Raw genomic sequence first — 15883 nt, 5'->3', positions numbered from 1 at the left:
AGAGTGAGTCGTATGGCTCGCAACTGGCCGATGATCGAGCGCGCGGGGCACCTCGAGTCGATTCGGGCGGCCCTCACCGGTCCCGAATTCGTCGGCGCGGTCCTCACCGGGGACGCCGGGGTGGGCAAGACCACCCTGGCACGGCAGGCCACCGCCGCGCTGGGCGCGAATGTGCGCTGGGTGGCGGGCACCGAATCGGCGCGCAGCATTCCGCTCGGGGTGTTCGCGCACATGGTCGGGGTCTACACCGCGCACGATCCGGTCACGTTCATGGCGGCCGCGCGCGAGGCGCTGCTCGCCGACGGCGAGGTGATCATCGGCGTCGACGACGCGCATCTGCTGGATCAGTTGTCGGCGACGCTGCTGTTGCAGCTGGCGATCGACAAGGCCGCCCGGATCGTGTGCACGGTCCGCAGCGGGGTCTCGGTGCCCGACGCGGTGACCTCGCTGTGGAAGGACGGTCATCTGCTGCGCATCGACCTGCGGCCGTTCACCGAACGGCAGAGCGTCGAACTCGTCGAATCCATGCTGGGCGGGCAGTTGGAGGGCTTCACCGCCAATCTGATGTGGGAGTCCTCCGGCGGCAACGCGCTGTTCCTGCGGCATCTGGTCGAGGGCGCGCTGGAGGCGGGCACGCTGCGGCAGGTCAACGGGGTGTGGCAGCTGCGCGGGCGGGCCGCGGTCACCTCGGAACTGGCCGCGCTGCTGGAGGATCGGGTCGAGCAGCTGCCGGAGGCGGTGCTGCGGGTGCTGGAGCTGCTGACCTTCTGCGAGCCGATCGATCTGGACGTGCTGGCCGAGTTGGCCGGTGAGGAGGCGGTCGAGTCGGCCGAATCGCGCGGCGTGGTGCGGATCGTGGAGAACGGGCATCAGCTGCTGGTGCGCTACAACCATCCGCTGTTCGGGGAGGTCATCCGCCGCAGGCTGGGCATCGCGTCGGCGCGGCGGCTGCGCGGGCGGCTGTACTCCTCGCTCAAGGAGCGGCCGGTGCGGTCGGCGTCGGATCGCATCCGGTTGGCCGAATTGGCTTTGGACAGCGACAAATCCGCGGATCTGGAACTGTTCGTGGCGGCGTCGGAGGACGCGATCGGGCTGGCGAACATTCCGCTGGGCGAGCGGTTCGCGCGGGCGGCGGTGGAGCGGCGCGGCGGGGTGGAGGCGGCGGATCTGCTGGCCCGCGCGCTGCTGTGGCAGGGGCATCGGATCGAGGCCGAGCGCACCCTCGCCAGTTTCGATCCCGATCAGCTCAACGAGGTGCAGCTGGCCCGCTGGGGCAGCACCCGGGTGGCGAATCTGTTGTGGGCCATGGGCGACGCGGACCGGGCCGACGAGGTGCTGGCGCTGGTGCGCGGCCGGGTCACCCATCCGAAGATCGCGCTGACCCTGACCGGACTGGCGTCGGCGTGCGCGGTCAACGAGAACCGGGTCGACGACGCGATCGCCGACGCCGAACAGGTCATGTCGAGCGCGGACGCGCCGCCGTGGGCGGTGTGGTGGGCCTCGTTCGGCGGCGGGCTGGCCCTGGCGCTGACCGGGCGCGCCGAACGGGCGCGGGCCTACGCCGACCGCGGGCACGAGGTCGAGTCGCACATCGACGGGCTCAACCGCTTCATGTCCACCCACGCCGAGGTGCTGGCCCTGACCTTCACCGGCGATCTGGCCGCCGCTCGCCGGTGCGCCAGTGGCTATTTCGGCTACTCCGCGCCGGGACAGTATCTGGCCTGGGGCTTTTCGCGCATTCTCCAGGGCACGGTGGACGTGGCGCAGGGGCGGTTCCCCGACGGCATCGAGAATCTGGAGCAGGCGCTGGCCGCGCTGCACGCCGAGGGCGCGGCGGCCTGGATGTTCCCCGCGAGAATCCGCCTGGCCGAGGCGTATTCGGCCCTGGGGCGCGCGGCGGAGGCCGCCGAGTCCATCGCCGAGGCGGTGGCGCGCGGCGGCCGGCACAGCGCGGTGTACGAACCGCAGTTGCAGATCGCGCGGGCCTGGCAGGCCGCCGCCGAGGGCACCGTCAGCCCCGCCGTGCGCACGGCGCTCGAGGCCGCCGACGCGGCGGGCGCGGCGCATCAGCACGCGATCGAGGCGATGGCCCTGCACAGCGCGGCGCGCTTCGGCGAGCACGGCGTGGCGGATCGGCTCCGCGACTTGGCCTCCCGGGTCGACGGGCGGCTGGTGCAGCTCCAGGCCCGGCACGCGGTCGCGCTGGCCGCGGGCGACGGTGGCGAATTGGATTCCGTCGCAAGCGAATTCGAGGAGATCGGCGTCCTGTTGTCGGCCGCGGACGCGGCGGCCCAGGCGGCGTCGGCCCACGACCGTTCGGGAGATCGCCGCCGATTACTCGAGTCGGCCGCCACCGCCAGCCGCCTGGCCGCGGCCTGCGGCGGCGCGAGCACCCCCGCCCTGCGCCAATCCGCCCAACCATTGCCACTCACCGCCCGCGAACGCGAGATCGCGAACCTGGTCGCGGCCGGGCTGAGCAACCGGCAGATCGCCGACCGCCTCACGGTATCGGTGCGGACGGTGGAGGGGCATCTGTATCGCGCCTGCATCAAGCTCGATGTCACGGATCGGGAGGCGTTGGCGGAGCTCATGCGGGGCGGGTCGGCGGGCGGAAAGGCCCGGGGCTGAGGGGCGGTCGGGCCGACGGAGCGCTGGAAGGCTCCGGTTCTCGGGACCGCTGGATCGAATGCGCCTGCGGGGCATCGCGAGTGGCGGGAGGGGATGGCTGTGGGGAGGATCGCCGACTACGATGCAGTCGGGCGGCGGACCGTCGCCGTTGCTGTTCTGCGGATCCCCAGGGAGGGTGGTGGTCTCGACATGAGGCGTCGGAGTCGGAGCACGCGGGGCGGGATTCGCGTCGGCCTGATCGCGGTTCCCTTCGCGATCGCGTTGGGCTGCACGGGGATCGCGCTGGCCGAACCCGGTCCGGTTCAGCCCGGTGTCACGGCACCGGCCACGCCCGACAACGAGGAACACGCCGAACTGCGGGCCGCCACTCCGCCTGCGCCCGCCCAGGCGCCGCGACCGCGGCCGTCCACGCCGGAGAAGACCGAGACGCCGCCCCCGCCGAATCCGCACAGCATCCGCATCGGGGATTCCGAGGTGCCGGTGCCGGAGTTCGTGCCGGACGCGGTGGTCGACGGGTTGCAGAACGCCATTCCGGGGAATCCGCCCAAGCAGTAGGCGAATCCGCGGGCTCGGAGGGCGGATCAGAACAGCGTCGGCTCGCCGAAGCCCGGGGTGCGCTCGATCTCGAGCAGGCGTTCCTTGGTGGTCAGGCCGCCCGGAGCGGAGAAGCCGTGCAGGGCGTGGTCGGCGGCCAGGACGCGGTGGCACGGCACGATCAACGGAATCGGATTGCGGCCCAAGGTCTGTCCGACCGCCTGGGCGGCGTGCGGATGGCCGATGCGGGCCGCGACCTGACCGTAGCTGAGGGTGCGGCCGGGGTCGATGGCTCGGGTGACGCGGTAGACGGCACGGTCGAATTCGGGAATTCCGCTGTGGTCCAAGGGAATCGCGCGCAGATCGTGCAGGGCGCCGGTCAGGTGGGCGCGGGCCTGCGCGACGGCGTCGGCGATGACGCCGGTCGGCTCGGTCTCCCGGACCGCGCGGCCGCGGTGGCGGCGCAGCGCGGCGGCGCGGGTGGCCTCGGGCGTGGACTCGGGCAGCAGGAACCGCACCACACCGGCATCGGTCCAGACCAGGGCGCAGGGGCCGATGGCGGTGTCGAAGAGGGCGGCCGAGAGGTCCGGCCGGTCCGGTTCGGGCATGAGGCCAGTGTGCACCACGGGACCGACAAGTTCGGAATCAACGGTCCAGTTTCGCGAAAGTGGACTCCTCCGCCAGTCGGGCACTGACCGCCGACAGATCCGAATACTGGCGTTGCCGTTCGTAGTACGACATCGACCAGTCCGCCATCGGCGCATGTGGACGGTATTTTTCCAGGAGTTCCGCGACCCGCTCACCCCGCTTCGGGGCGTAGCGGTGCACGAGCACGGCGAAGGTCACGACGACGATGAGGGCGGCGAGGAAGGACAGCATGGCTCCCACGATGCGCCGGATTGGACTTGAAATACATATCCAGCACCCCGATACTGGACCGCATGGCTACACGAGTGATCAGCGCCGCCACCCTCACCCGGGATCTGGGCCGCTGGCGGCACGACGACGCGGACGAGTCGAACGCCCGGCGTTCGGCCCGGCCCGCGTATCTGGCGCTGGCCGAGGGCATTCGGCTGCTGATCCACGACGGACGCGCCCCGCTGGGTGTCGCGCTGCCCAGCGAGCGTGATCTGGCCGGGACGCTGGGCGTCAGCCGGACCACCGTGACCTCGGCCTATGCCCTGCTACGCGAGCACGGCTATCTGGTGAGCAGGCAGGGTTCGCGCAGTACGGTCGCGCTGCCCGCGACGGTCAGCCACGACGGGACCAAGCCGACCCGCGGCATTCTCGCCATGATGCCGCCGAGCGAGCTGCCCACGATCGATCTCACCTACGCCGCCATGTCCGCGCCGCCGGAGATGACCGAGGCGTATACCGCCGCGCTGCAAGGACTTCCGATCTATCTCGGCACGCACGGCATGGATCCGGTGGGGGTGCTGACGCTGCGGGAGGCCGTCGCGCGGCGCTACACCGAACGCGGGCTGCCGACCGAGCCGGATCAGATCCTGATCACCCTCGGCGCGCAGCACGGTCTGCGGCTGCTGCTCAATGTGCTCACCGCCCCGGCCGAACGGGTGCTGATCGATCATCCGACGTATCCCAACGCCATCGAGGCCATTCGCGATGTCGGCGCGCGCCCGGTGCCGGTGCCGCTGCGGCCCGAACATCCCGAGGCCGGGTGGGATCTCGACGGAATCCGCAGTGCCGCACGGCAAACCGCGGCCAGCACCGCCTATCTCGTGCCCGACTTCAACAATCCGACCGGGCTGCTGATGGACGCCGAGTCCCGCGCCGAACTGGCCGCCATCGCCCGGGAGACGCGGATGACGGTGATCGTGGACGAGTCCATGGTCGATCAGCAGCTCGACGGCGAGGCGCCGCCGCCCGCGGCCGCGTTCGCGCGCGGGTCGGAGATCGTCACCATCGGTTCGGCGTCCAAGTCGTTCTGGGGCGGGCTGCGGGTGGGCTGGATCCGTACCAATCCCGCACTGATCACGAAGCTGCTCGGCACCCGCTCGAGCATGGACCTCGGCACCCCAGTCATGGACCAGCTGGCCACGGGTCATCTCCTCGCCCACGCCGACACCATCCTGGCCCGCCGCCGCGACCAATTGCGTTCGCGCCGAACGGCTCTGCTCGACGCGCTCGCCGAGGAACTGCCGGACTGGCGCGCCGTCGAGGGCGCGGGCGGCATGTCCCTGTGGGTCCAACTCCCCGCCCCCGTCTCCACCTCCCTCGCCGCCACCGCCCCCAACCACGGCGTCCTGCTCGCCGCGGGCCCCCGCTTCGGCGTCCAGGGCGCCTTCGAACGCTTCCTCCGCCTCCCCTTCACCCACGAGGAATCCGACCTCCGCCTCGCGGTCAAATCCATAGCCACCACCTACGCGGCCCTCTCCCCCCACACCACCGACCCCCTCACCCCCCTCACCTGCTACTGACCCCCAGGCGCGGCAGCCCAGCCGCACCCCCTCACCCTGCTACCGACCCCCAGGCAAAGCAGCCCAGCCGCACCCTTTATCGGGATCCGCACCCCCTGCAAGGGGTGCGACGGCGAATAAAGGGTGCGGCTGGGTTGGTGTAGCTGGGTCAGGTGAGGACGTCGTGGCGGACGATGGTTTCGTCGCGGCCGGGGCCTACGCCGATGCAGGAGATGCGGGCGCCGGAGAGTTCCTCGAGGCGGTGGACGTAGGCGCGGGCGTTGGGGGGGAGGTCTTCGAAGGTGCGGGCGTGGGAGATGTCCTCCCACCAACCGGGCATCTCCTCGTAGATTGGGCGGGCGTGGTGGAATTCGGTTTGGGTGGTGGGCATCTGCTCGACGCGGCGGCCGTCGATCTCGTAGGCGACGCAGATCGGGACGCGGTCGAGGCTGGAGAGCACGTCGAGTTTGGTGAGGAAGTAGTCGGTGATGCCGTTGACGCGGGTGGCGTAGCGGGCGATCACGGCGTCGAACCAGCCGGTGCGGCGGGCGCGGCCGGTGGTGACGCCGACCTCGCCGCCGGTCTTGGCGAGGTATTCGCCGGACTGGTCGAACAATTCGGTCGGGAACGGGCCCGAGCCGACGCGGGTGGTGTACGCCTTGAGGATGCCGAGCACGGTGCCGATCTTGTTGGGGCCGATGCCGGATCCGACGGCCGCGCCGCCCGAGGTCGGATTCGACGACGTCACATAGGGATATGTGCCGTGGTCGACGTCGAGCAGGGTGCCCTGCGAACCCTCCAGCAGGAGGATCTCGCCGCGTTCGAGGGCCTGGTTGAGCAGCAGGCGGGTGTCGCTGATGCGGTGCGCGAAACCCTCGGCCTTGGTGAGCACCTCGTCGACGACCTGCTGCGGGTCCAGCGCGCGGCGGTTGTAGATCTTGACCAGCACCTGGTTCTTGAATTCCAGTGCGGCCTCGACCTTCTGGGTGAGGATCTTCTCGTCCAGCAGATCGGCCACGCGCACGCCGACGCGGGCGACCTTGTCCTGATAGCAGGGTCCGATGCCGCGGCCGGTGGTGCCGATCTTCTTGTTGCCCAGGAAGCGTTCGGTGACCTTATCGATGGCCACGTGGTACGGCATGATCAGATGCGCGTCGGCGGACAGCAGCAGCCGCGAGGTGTCCACGTCGCGCTGCTCGAGCCCGGCCAATTCCTCCAGCAGCACACCGGGATCCACCACCACGCCGTTGCCGATGACATTGGTCACGCCGGGGGTGAGGATGCCCGAGGGGATCAGATGCAGCGCGAAGTTGTCGCCGTTGGGCAGGACCACGGTATGCCCGGCATTGTTGCCGCCCTGATAGCGCACCACCCATTGGACTCGCCCGCCCAGCAGATCGGTAGCTTTGCCCTTACCCTCGTCGCCCCATTGGGCGCCGATCAGGACGATTGCCGGCATGTGGAGTCTCCTACGGTTCGACGCGCAACACCCAACGTGCTGCAGCTACCTGCCGTTTCCGAGGCGGTGGCCGGGAGCACAGTCTAATGGATAGCCCAACCAAGGTTGGGAGTGCGGCGCGCGGGCGGGCGAAGCGGGGTGATGGATAGCCCGACCAAGGTCGGGAGTGCGGAGCAGGGGCGGGCGAAGCGGGTCATGGATGGCCCAGCGGACGCGGTGCGGCGGGGAGCGCGGACGAGCGGAGCGGGGTTCGGGGATCGCGGGCTATGGTGGCAGCCGGAGGTGGACCGGTTCGGTTCGCCGGGCAGCGAGGACGATCAGGTGTCAGGTCCGAGGAGGGTGTACCGCAGTTGAGTACTCATGTTCTCCGCTGCAGCGGTGCACCCGTGCCGATCGCGCTCGCGTCGCTGCCGATGACGCAGACCGCGGCGATCCCGGACGCGACGGCGATCGATGAGTTGCTGCCGGTGCTGGCGGCGGACAGCCTGCCCAGGCTGATCGTGCTCGGGGAGGACGCGGGACTCGCGGCGGTGCTCACCCATCTCATGCGAACCGAGCGGCTGCACGTGGAGATCGGCTACGTGCCGGTGGATCGGACCTACGGTTCGCGGGCCTATCAGACCGGAACCGGCTCGGCCGCGGCGAAGCGCGCGCTGGACGGCACGCCGACCAAGACGCCGCTGATCCGCGACGACGCGGGCAAGGTGCTGGTCGGGCGGGCCACGCTCACCGGCCGCGACGGCGGCCGACTGGAGGGGGAGGCGTACGTGGACGACGTGCGATTGTTCACGGGAAGGGTTACGGCCCTGCATGTTTCGCCGACCCTCGACGAACCCGGCCTGCGCGCCTCGGCCCAGCGCGGAATTCGCAAGCGGCGCTGGATCTCCGGCCGCGCCGTGCAACTGGGCACCCCGGGCGCCCTGGTGACCCGCGACGGCGTCGCCACCGACCGGACCGTCCCGCGCGCGAGTTTCTATCGCCACCACGAGCCCTGGATACTCGTGCGATGAGCCGTTCGTTCGGGGAGCGCCGCGTCTCCGGGGCGGTTGCGACGGGCGCGACGGGCCCGAAGGAGGCAGCTTGCGTAACCACGTAGGGCCCCGCGCCCGTCGCCATCAGATACTGCCCAGCCCTGTATTCCTGTTGATCGTCGCCGCGACGGTGGCCGGTGGGGTGTTGGCGTGGCTCGCCGAACCCTGGTCGTCCACGCAGGCTCGGATCGGCGTGTTCGTCATGGTCGTGTTCGGCTGGATCGTGTCGGTGTGCCTGCACGAATTCGGGCACGCCTACACCGCGTTCCGGGCCGGGGACCGCGAGGTGGAACTGCGCGGATATCTGACGCTGAACCCGTTGAAATACAGCCATCCGCTGCTGTCGATCGGCCTGCCGATCCTGTTCATCGCGGTGGGCGGATTCGCGCTGCCCGGCGGCGCGGTGTACGTGCACTCGCATCTGTTCTCCCCGCGCACGCAGCGCATCATCAGCGGATCCGGTCCCGCGGTCAACGCGGTGTGCGCGGTGATGCTGCTGATCGTCGTGCGGCTGTTCGGGTCGGCCCACGAGCACGCGGCGTTCTGGTTCGGGCTCAGCTTCCTGGCGTTCCTCCAGGTGACCGCGACCGTGTTGAATCTGCTGCCGATTCCGGGCACCGACGGGTACGGGATTCTGGAACCGTCGCTGAGTTATCAGACCCGGCAATCGCTGGATCAGGTCAAGCCGTTCGGCGTGCTGCTGCTGTTCGCGGTGCTGTGGGGGTTGAAGCCCGCGGCGGACGCGTTCTTCGGAGTGGTGAACGCCCTGTTCGACCTGTCGGGTGTGCCGCCGGGCTGGCACGATCTCGGGCTGTATCTGGTGACGTTCTGGAACTTCTGAGAACCTGCCGTCGGCGGCCCCCTTGCTCCGCCGACGGCAGATCCGGCCGCACCACCCCTCGTCGGCGCGGCCATCACCCAAGTTACGAGCGCGCCGGTGCGGGGACACGAGTAGTGAACTACCCGAAGATTTTTCGCGCGCCTACTCAGTCCTGCGGAGTCACATAGGGATTCGCGACCGTGGGCGGTAGCAGGGCGATCGCTGACAGCCGCTTGACCCCGCACACCTGCATCAGATCCACCACGATCGAGCGCAGCTGGGCGAAGACGACGTGCGCCGAGAGTCCCGCGCCGTCGACCAGATCCTTGGTGGCGCCCTTGGCGACTCGGCGCAGCACCCGGGTCGCCTCGGCGGCGTCGGGCTGTTCGTCCGGATCGGCGAGCACGTAGCGGCGCACCACGTCGACGGCCTTGCCGAGTTCCTCGACCTCCTCGACCAGGCGCGGGTCGAGAATCTCGTCGTCGCGGACGAGGGTCAGGGCGCGGCGCAGCAGGACGCGGGTGTTGCGGACGGCGTTGTCGAGCGGGTCGGCGGCGGCGCGGATCGCCTCGAGGCGGCGGCGAGAGTTCCAGTACAGCGGGGAGATTCGGCTGACCTCGCGGCCACCCTCGAGCGCGCTGCGCAGGCCCTCGATCTGGGATTGGGTGCCGCGCACGGATTCCAGTGCGAGCCGGATCTTTTCGGCGTCCTGTTCGTGCAGGCCGTCGGCGCAGTCGGTGAGCGCGCGACCCGTCACGCCGAGGATGTCCGCGGCCTGCTGCCGGGCGCGCCGAACCGGATGCAGCGGGATGACCGCGACGACCACGATGCCGACGAGTCCGCCGACCAGCGCGTCGACCATCCGGTTCGTGCCGCCGCCGGAACTCGGCGGCATGAGCGTGGCCACCAGCACCGCGGAACTGGCGGCCTGCATGGGGATGACCGCGCCGCGATCGAGGAAGACCGCGATGCCCATCGCCACCGCCACCACGAGCGCGATCTGCCAGGGCCCGGTGCCCACCCGCGAGATGAACAGGTCGCCGATGCCGATGCCGACGGCCACCCCGGCGACCAGTTCCACCGAGCGCCGCAGCCGGGCCCCGAACGACACACCGATCGAGATGATGGCGGCCATCGGCGCGAAGAACGGCTGCGGATGGCCGATGAGCCGGTGCGCGACGAACCAGGAGATCGCAGCCCCGACCGCGCACTGCACGATCGGCAGGGCCGATTTGCCCAGCCGTTGCAGGCCGTTGCGCAGGCGCTGTTGCCCGCTGGCGCGAACCGCGTCGACGGTGATCGGGGTGTCGAGTACCAACGGTGATGCGGTCAGTCGAGGCCGAGTTCGGCGGCGGCGCGGGGATCGCAATCCTCGAGCAGATCGAGGCAGCGGGCGTACTCGTCGTTCTCGCCGATGGCCTTGGCCGCGCGGGCCAGGGCGCCGACCGCGCGCAGGAAGCCGCGGTTGGGTTCGTGACTCCAGGGCACCGGGCCGAAACCCTTCCAACCGTTGCGGCGCAACAGGTCGAGGCCGCGGTGGTAGCCGGTGCGGGCGAAGGCGTAGGCGGCGATGGTGTCCGCGGCGACGGTACCGTCGGGATCGGAACCGGCGGCCTCCGCCCGGGCGAGCGCGTCCTCGGCGAGCTGGGCCCAGGCGATGGATGCCGTCGGATGGGCGGCGGCCACCTGCACGGGGTCCTGGTTGTCGAGCAGCGCCTCCTCCGCGTCGGGAAGTTCGGGTAGCAGTACCGGCTGAGGTCCGAGCAGATCGCCGAAGGAGGTCATGGGCTCATTGTGCACCGCTGCCGGAAATGCTCGTTAGGCTGACCACCCGAGTGCACTGTTGACGTTGAGCGAGGGGTAGCGCGTGTCCGACCCGAACGACCAGAAGCCCGACCGGCAATCGCCTTCCGCCGGTGCGGAGCAGCGTCCCGCGACACCACCGGGCGACCGCCCGGACACGGACAAGACCGAGCGCATCACGCGCGCGGACGACACCGCCACACCCGAACCGCCCAAGCAAGGCACTCGCCCCTCCGTCGCGCCCTCCCCCGCCCCGCCGCGTCCGCGCGCCACACCCCCCGGCGTCCCCACGGGCCGCCCCGGCCCGACCCCGGCCAGCACTCGCCCGGCCCCCGCCACCGGCCGCCCGGGCCCCACGTCCACCCCACCCGGCCGCCCCAATCCCCCGGTCCCGGGCAACCCCACCCCTCCGGCCCGCCCGAATCAGCCCGGCGCACAAGGCGGCCCGCCGCCCGCCCCCGCAGGCCCCCCGAAAGCGGCACAGCCCACGCCCGCGGGACGCCCGAACGGACCGCGAGTCCCCGGCCGCCCCGGCCCGGCGGGCACCGGAAAGCCGACCCCCGCGCCGACACCGGCGGAACGCTCGAATCAGGCTGGGCCGCAAGTCCCGAACCGCCCCGGCCCGACCGGAGGACCGGCCCCCACGCCAGCGGAACGCTCGAACCGGCCTGGGCCCCAAGCGTCCCGCCCCGGTCCGACCGGACCAGGAAACGCCGCGCCCGCCCCGACAGCGGCAGAACGCTCGAATCAACCTGGGCCCCAAGCCCCCAACCGACCCGGCCCGACCGGAGCGGGAAACCCGGCCCCCGCGCCGACACCGGCAGGACGCTCGAATCAGCCTGAGCCCCAAGGACCCAACCACCCCGGCCCGACGGGACCAGGAAACTCCGCTCCCGCATCGGCTGGGCGCTCGAATAAACCTGAACCCCAAGCAACCGACCGCCCCGGCCCGTCCGGAGAAGGAAACTCCGCTCCCGCACCGGCCGAGCGCTCGAATCAGTCTGGCCCAGCGCAGGATTCGGCCCCCGCGCCGACACCGGCCGGGCGCTCGGAGGAGCCCCGTGCGGCGGAGCAGCCGAGTCAGCCCGCGGCACAAGCGCCGAACGGCCCGAGTGGGGCAGGGAATTCCGCTCCCGCATCGGCGGACGGCCCTGGTACCCAAGGCGGCGATCAGCCGGGTGCGGCGGGCGAACGGCCGGATCAGGCTGGCGCGGAACGGTCCTCGCAGACGCCGAGCGACAAGAAGGCGACGGAGGGCGGGAAGCCGGGCACGGTGACGCCACCGACTCGCTCGGATCAGGGTGCGGCGCAGCCATCCGGTGGGACCGACGCCGAACAGCCGAAGCCGAAGGATGACGGCGCACAGCCCGCGAGCGACCAGGGCTCGAATCAACCCGGTGCGCCTGCCGCGAAAGGCCCTGCGGCGCCGATGAATCTGCCGCGGCGGGGGACGGCGCCCACGCCGGTGCCGATTCAGGGGACTCCGGCCGCCCAGCAGCAGGCGGAATCCGAATCCGATGAGACCGTGCGATTCGAGGCGGCCACGCCGGGCGGATCGGGGACCGATGCGGACCGGACCGAGAAACTCGGGACGGCGAAAGTGCCCGCGCCGCAGGGTAAGCCGGACACCGACGATTCCGGCGATCCCGGTGCCGACACCACCGTGCGCTTCGGCGCCGCGAAAGCGCCCGCGCCGCAAGGCGAGCCGGGCGAACCCGCGAAGGACGCGGCAACCGAGGCGATTCCGAAACCAGGGAAGCGGGACGACCGGCCGCAGCCGGGGGATGACGACTCCAAGACCGTCGCGCTGCCGATCGTGTCGAATCCGTCCGACGCGGCGACGACCATTCTGCCGGTGCAGCAGCCGGGGGCGCGGCGGCCGGGCGGGCCGGGGCCGGTGGCCAAACCGCCCGTGACGCCGCGGCCGGGCGCGGGGCCGAAGAACGCTGGGCCGCAAGGGCCTTCGGGGCCGTCGCAGGGCGCGGGGCCGGGGCGGCAGGGCGCGGCGCCCTCGCCCGCCGATCTCAAGCCGACGGTGCCGTCGCAGCAGCGGCCGGTGACGCCGCGGCCGATCGCGCAGCCGCAGCACATTCCCCCGGCCGCCCCGCCGCCGGAGCCGGAGCAGAGCGCCGCGAAGGGCGGACTCGACAAGCGCTGGTTGATCATCGGCGGCGTGGCGATCGTGGTGGTGATCGCGATCGTCGCCGCGGTGCTCGGATTGAGCGGCGGCAAGGACAATTCGCCGCAGGCGCAGGTGCGCACCGCGATCGGCACCTACACCGACGCGCTCGCCGACGGCAGTCTGGACAAGTTGCGCGACAGCACCTGTGGCACGCTGCACGACTTCTACCAGAACATCGCCCCGGACCAGTACGCCGGAGTGCACAAACTGGCCGTGGACCAGAAGAAGATTCCCAAGATCGCCAGCGTCGACGCCGTGCAGATCACCGACGAGAAGGCCACCGCGCAGGCCAGCGTGTACACCGACGCCGATCCGAACAAGGCGGTGGCGCGCACCTTCGATCTCCAGCACACCCCGCAGGGCTGGAAGGTGTGCGATCCGCCGAACGCCGCGGGATGATTGTGAGAAATACGGCGCGCCCCTGTCACGTCCGCGCGGCTATGCGCGATGGACATGATAAGGATTTACGCAGTACGACTCGAGGGAGCGAGGGATATGCCGGAACTGGCACCCGATCCGACGACCCCCGCGGCAGGCGCCGGGCGGCACTACCGAATTCGCGATCATTACGAGGTCGGCCGGGAGAAGGTCCGCGAATTCGCGCGGGCCGTACAGAACAGCCACCCGGCCCACCGCTACGAGGCCGACGCGGGCAAGCTCGGCTACGACGGGGTCGTCGCGCCCGCGACATTCACCTCGGTGCTCGGCGGGATCACCACCCAGGCCCTGCTCGACCACGTCCTCACCGACTATGACCTGTCACAGATGTTGCAGACCGATCAGGTCTTCGAGATCCACCGCCCGATCCAGGCCGGCGACCGGCTGCGCATCGACGCCGAGATCGACTCGATCCGGCGGGTGCGCGGCAACGACTTCATCGTCGTCAAGACGATCATCGTCGACGAGGGCGATGTGGTCGTCCAGATCGGTACGACCACGATCGTCGCCCGGCTGGGCGCGGACATCGATCCCGATCTCGTGCGGCTGGTCGAGGGTGTGGTCATGCATCGCCGCGATGTCGGCGGCGATCCGGACGTGCTGATCCCGCTCGACGGCGAGCAGGCGACGAAGGCGCCCGCGCTGGCCGAATCCCGCGGCGCGCGACCGGTGAACACGCTGCCCGGCTTCGACGATCTGTCCGTCGGCGACGAACTGCCGACCGCGACCCGGCGCGTCACCCGCGGCGATCTGGTGAACTACGCGGGCGTTTCCGGCGACACCAACCCGATCCACTTCAGCGACCGCGCGGCCGAACTCGCGGGCCTGCCGTCGGTCGTGGCGCACGGCATGCTCACCATGGGTCTGGGCGCGGACTACCTGTCCGCCTGGCTGGGCGATCCGACCGCCATCGAGAGCTACAGCGTGCGCTTCTCGGGTTTCGTTCCGGTGCCGGCGCTTTCGCCCGCCGAGGTCGAATTCAGCGGCCGGATCAAGTCATTGGATCCCGAGCGCCGCACCGCGACCATCCTGCTGAGCGGAACCTGCCTGGGCAAGAAGCTGTTCGGCCGGGCGATGGCCCAGGTGCGACTGAGCTAGCTCCCGTCCAGGCGGGCGTGCATCAGGTAGACGTTGTAGTCGCTCCAGGTGCTCAGCGTGAAGTACAGGTCAGTGCCCGTGGACCACGGGTGGATGAAGCCGCCGTACAGCTCCGGGAACTGCACCGCCGACACCAAGGGCGCGGACTCCGACCAGACGCCCTGCGGTGAATCCGCTTCGCGCACAACGATGGCCGCCTTCGCGGTGTCGAGATAGCTCATCTGCCAGCGGTCCCGCGCGGCGTCGTAGCGCACCGAGAGTTCACCCGCGGGGGCGTCCACGATCGGTTCGGCCGAATCCGCGCCGCCCACCGGGGTCCAGGTGCCGCCCCGCCAGTACTGGTAGGCGGTGGTGTTGAGGACCTGGTCCTTGGGCACGCGGGCCAGGCCGACCGAACCCAACCGGGTGCTCGGGGTGCCGAACAGGTAGACGTAGTCGCCCTGCGGAACCATCGCGCCGACCTGGAACTGGGAGACGCCGAAGATGTTGTCCCAGTGCGCGTACGGGTCCTTGGTCCAGGTCTGGCCGTGATCGTCGGAGTAGGCGATGCCGCCGTAGTTGGTGAAGAAGGTGCCGGGCACGCTGTTCCAGGTACGGATCGACATATAGCTCAGGTACTGCCGCTCCCCGATCGCGAAGCCGGAGGTCGGGATCGTGGTGATCTCGATGTTGTCCTTCTTGCGGCTGGTCAGTATCTCGGCGGCGTGGCAGCGGGCGTCGGTCACCATGCGGTCGAAGATCACGCCGCGGTCCAGATCGCGATTGCTGCTGAACGCCAACAGGTTACTGCGCCAGTCGCCGCCCATCCCGCCCGGCGGATGGAAGCCGAGGCCGACGGTGTCGCCGAAGGCCATGGCGATCTCGTCGGGCGCGCTCTCCCACATGATGCCGAGATCGGTGCCGTAGACCTGCCAGCGTTTGTCGGTGCGGTTCACCGAATTCGCGCCGGTCACCTTGGCCACCTCGGTCACCTCCCGCACCCGGGGCGCGGGCCGGGCGGCCACCCGGGCGGCGGGTTCGGTCGGCGGATGGACCGCGGCCGGGCGCGGGGTGGGCGGTTCGGGCGGCGGGCCCGCGGGCACGGCGAGATAGAACGGCCCGGGACTGATCTTGACCTCGGGCAGGCCCAGCTGCTGGAGCAGGCTCTGCGGCTCGGGCCGGTCGGTCAGATCCGGGCACGGGTTGACGCACGGGTCGGGCGGGAGATCCACCGGCACCCGCACGGGCGTGGTCGGCGGCGGCGGACCCGGATCGACGGTGACCACCGGATACGGGATCGGGATCTCGGTGTTCCGGCTCACCACCGGCGCGTGCACCGGCACCGGATCGGTCGCGCACGGTCCGATGCCCGGAACGCGCGGGCCCGCACCGTCTTCCGCGGCGGCGACCGACTGCTGCGCGCCCACCAGCGTTCCGGCACCCACGACGACCGCTCCCACGGCGGCCAGCAGCCGCATGGCCATGTTCCAACCC

13 protein-coding genes are annotated in these 15883 nt (G+C 70.8%); 7 read left to right on the top strand and 6 right to left on the bottom strand.

The features are described from left to right. Positions 1 to 12 precede the first annotated feature (12 nt). Both ACWDSJ_RS13390 and ACWDSJ_RS13385 read left to right on the top strand, forming a co-directional pair. A complete protein-coding gene (locus ACWDSJ_RS13390; RefSeq protein ID WP_387369312.1) occupies positions 13 to 2628 on the top strand; it encodes a LuxR C-terminal-related transcriptional regulator in 2616 nt (871 codons plus the stop codon). A 189-nt stretch (positions 2629 to 2817) separates the two neighbouring features. After that, complete coding sequence (locus ACWDSJ_RS13385; RefSeq protein ID WP_450031833.1) at positions 2818 to 3183, top strand: hypothetical protein; 366 nt, start codon at positions 2818 to 2820, stop codon at positions 3181 to 3183. Between the two features lie 26 nt (positions 3184 to 3209). On the opposite strand, the gene ACWDSJ_RS13380 is transcribed toward ACWDSJ_RS13385, so the two are convergent. After that, positions 3210 to 3770 (bottom strand): methylated-DNA--[protein]-cysteine S-methyltransferase, encoded by a 561-nt coding sequence (locus tag ACWDSJ_RS13380; RefSeq protein ID WP_387369309.1) that lies wholly within the window; start codon positions 3768 to 3770, stop codon positions 3210 to 3212. 37 nt (positions 3771 to 3807) lie between these two features. Further along, positions 3808 to 4041, bottom strand: a complete 234-nt coding sequence (locus ACWDSJ_RS13375; protein ID WP_387369307.1) for a hypothetical protein — start codon at positions 4039 to 4041, stop codon at positions 3808 to 3810. Positions 4042 to 4103: 62 nt separating this feature from the next. On the opposite strand from ACWDSJ_RS13375, the gene yczR reads away from it, so the two are divergent. After that, positions 4104 to 5600, top strand: a complete 1497-nt coding sequence (gene yczR, locus ACWDSJ_RS13370; protein ID WP_387369305.1) for a MocR-like transcription factor YczR — start codon at positions 4104 to 4106, stop codon at positions 5598 to 5600. A 148-nt stretch (positions 5601 to 5748) separates the two neighbouring features. On the opposite strand, the gene ACWDSJ_RS13365 is transcribed toward yczR, so the two are convergent. Then, positions 5749 to 7038: an adenylosuccinate synthase gene (locus tag ACWDSJ_RS13365; RefSeq protein ID WP_387369303.1), complete on the bottom strand. Its 1290-nt coding sequence runs from the start codon at positions 7036 to 7038 to the stop codon at positions 5749 to 5751. 386 nt (positions 7039 to 7424) lie between these two features. On the opposite strand from ACWDSJ_RS13365, the gene ACWDSJ_RS13360 reads away from it, so the two are divergent. After that, a complete protein-coding gene (locus tag ACWDSJ_RS13360; RefSeq protein WP_387369301.1) occupies positions 7425 to 8048 on the top strand; it encodes a hypothetical protein in 624 nt (207 codons plus the stop codon). 70 nt (positions 8049 to 8118) lie between these two features. Beyond that, positions 8119 to 8910 (top strand): site-2 protease family protein, encoded by a 792-nt coding sequence (locus ACWDSJ_RS13355; RefSeq protein ID WP_450031829.1) that lies wholly within the window; start codon positions 8119 to 8121, stop codon positions 8908 to 8910. A gap of 145 nt (positions 8911 to 9055) precedes the next feature. On the opposite strand, the gene ACWDSJ_RS13350 is transcribed toward ACWDSJ_RS13355, so the two are convergent. Next, positions 9056 to 10207 (bottom strand): FUSC family protein, encoded by a 1152-nt coding sequence (locus ACWDSJ_RS13350; RefSeq protein WP_387369297.1) that lies wholly within the window; start codon positions 10205 to 10207, stop codon positions 9056 to 9058. Between the two features lie 11 nt (positions 10208 to 10218). After that, positions 10219 to 10674, bottom strand: a complete 456-nt coding sequence (locus ACWDSJ_RS13345; RefSeq protein ID WP_387369295.1) for a DUF3151 domain-containing protein — start codon at positions 10672 to 10674, stop codon at positions 10219 to 10221. A 1447-nt stretch (positions 10675 to 12121) separates the two neighbouring features. Here ACWDSJ_RS13345 and ACWDSJ_RS13340 point away from each other — a divergent pair. Both ACWDSJ_RS13340 and ACWDSJ_RS13335 read left to right on the top strand, forming a co-directional pair. Further along, positions 12122 to 13273 carry an Rv0361 family membrane protein gene (locus tag ACWDSJ_RS13340; protein WP_450031826.1) on the top strand — a complete coding sequence of 384 codons (1152 nt, stop codon included), beginning with the start codon at positions 12122 to 12124 and terminating at the stop codon, positions 13271 to 13273. Positions 13274 to 13369: 96 nt separating this feature from the next. Continuing rightward, complete coding sequence (locus ACWDSJ_RS13335) at positions 13370 to 14410, top strand: fused (3R)-hydroxyacyl-ACP dehydratase subunits HadA/HadB (RefSeq protein WP_450031824.1); 1041 nt, start codon at positions 13370 to 13372, stop codon at positions 14408 to 14410. On the opposite strand, the gene ACWDSJ_RS13330 is transcribed toward ACWDSJ_RS13335, so the two are convergent. Then, positions 14407 to 15873, bottom strand: coding sequence for a DUF4185 domain-containing protein (locus tag ACWDSJ_RS13330; protein WP_450031822.1), 1467 nt, complete (start codon positions 15871 to 15873; stop codon positions 14407 to 14409). The genes ACWDSJ_RS13335 and ACWDSJ_RS13330 overlap by 4 nt on opposite strands. Positions 15874 to 15883 lie beyond the last annotated feature (10 nt).

Source organism: Nocardia sp. NPDC003482 (assembly GCF_053588115.1).
The sequence above is the reverse complement of the archived record's forward strand: the minus strand, read 5'-3'. Positions and strand labels throughout refer to the sequence as shown.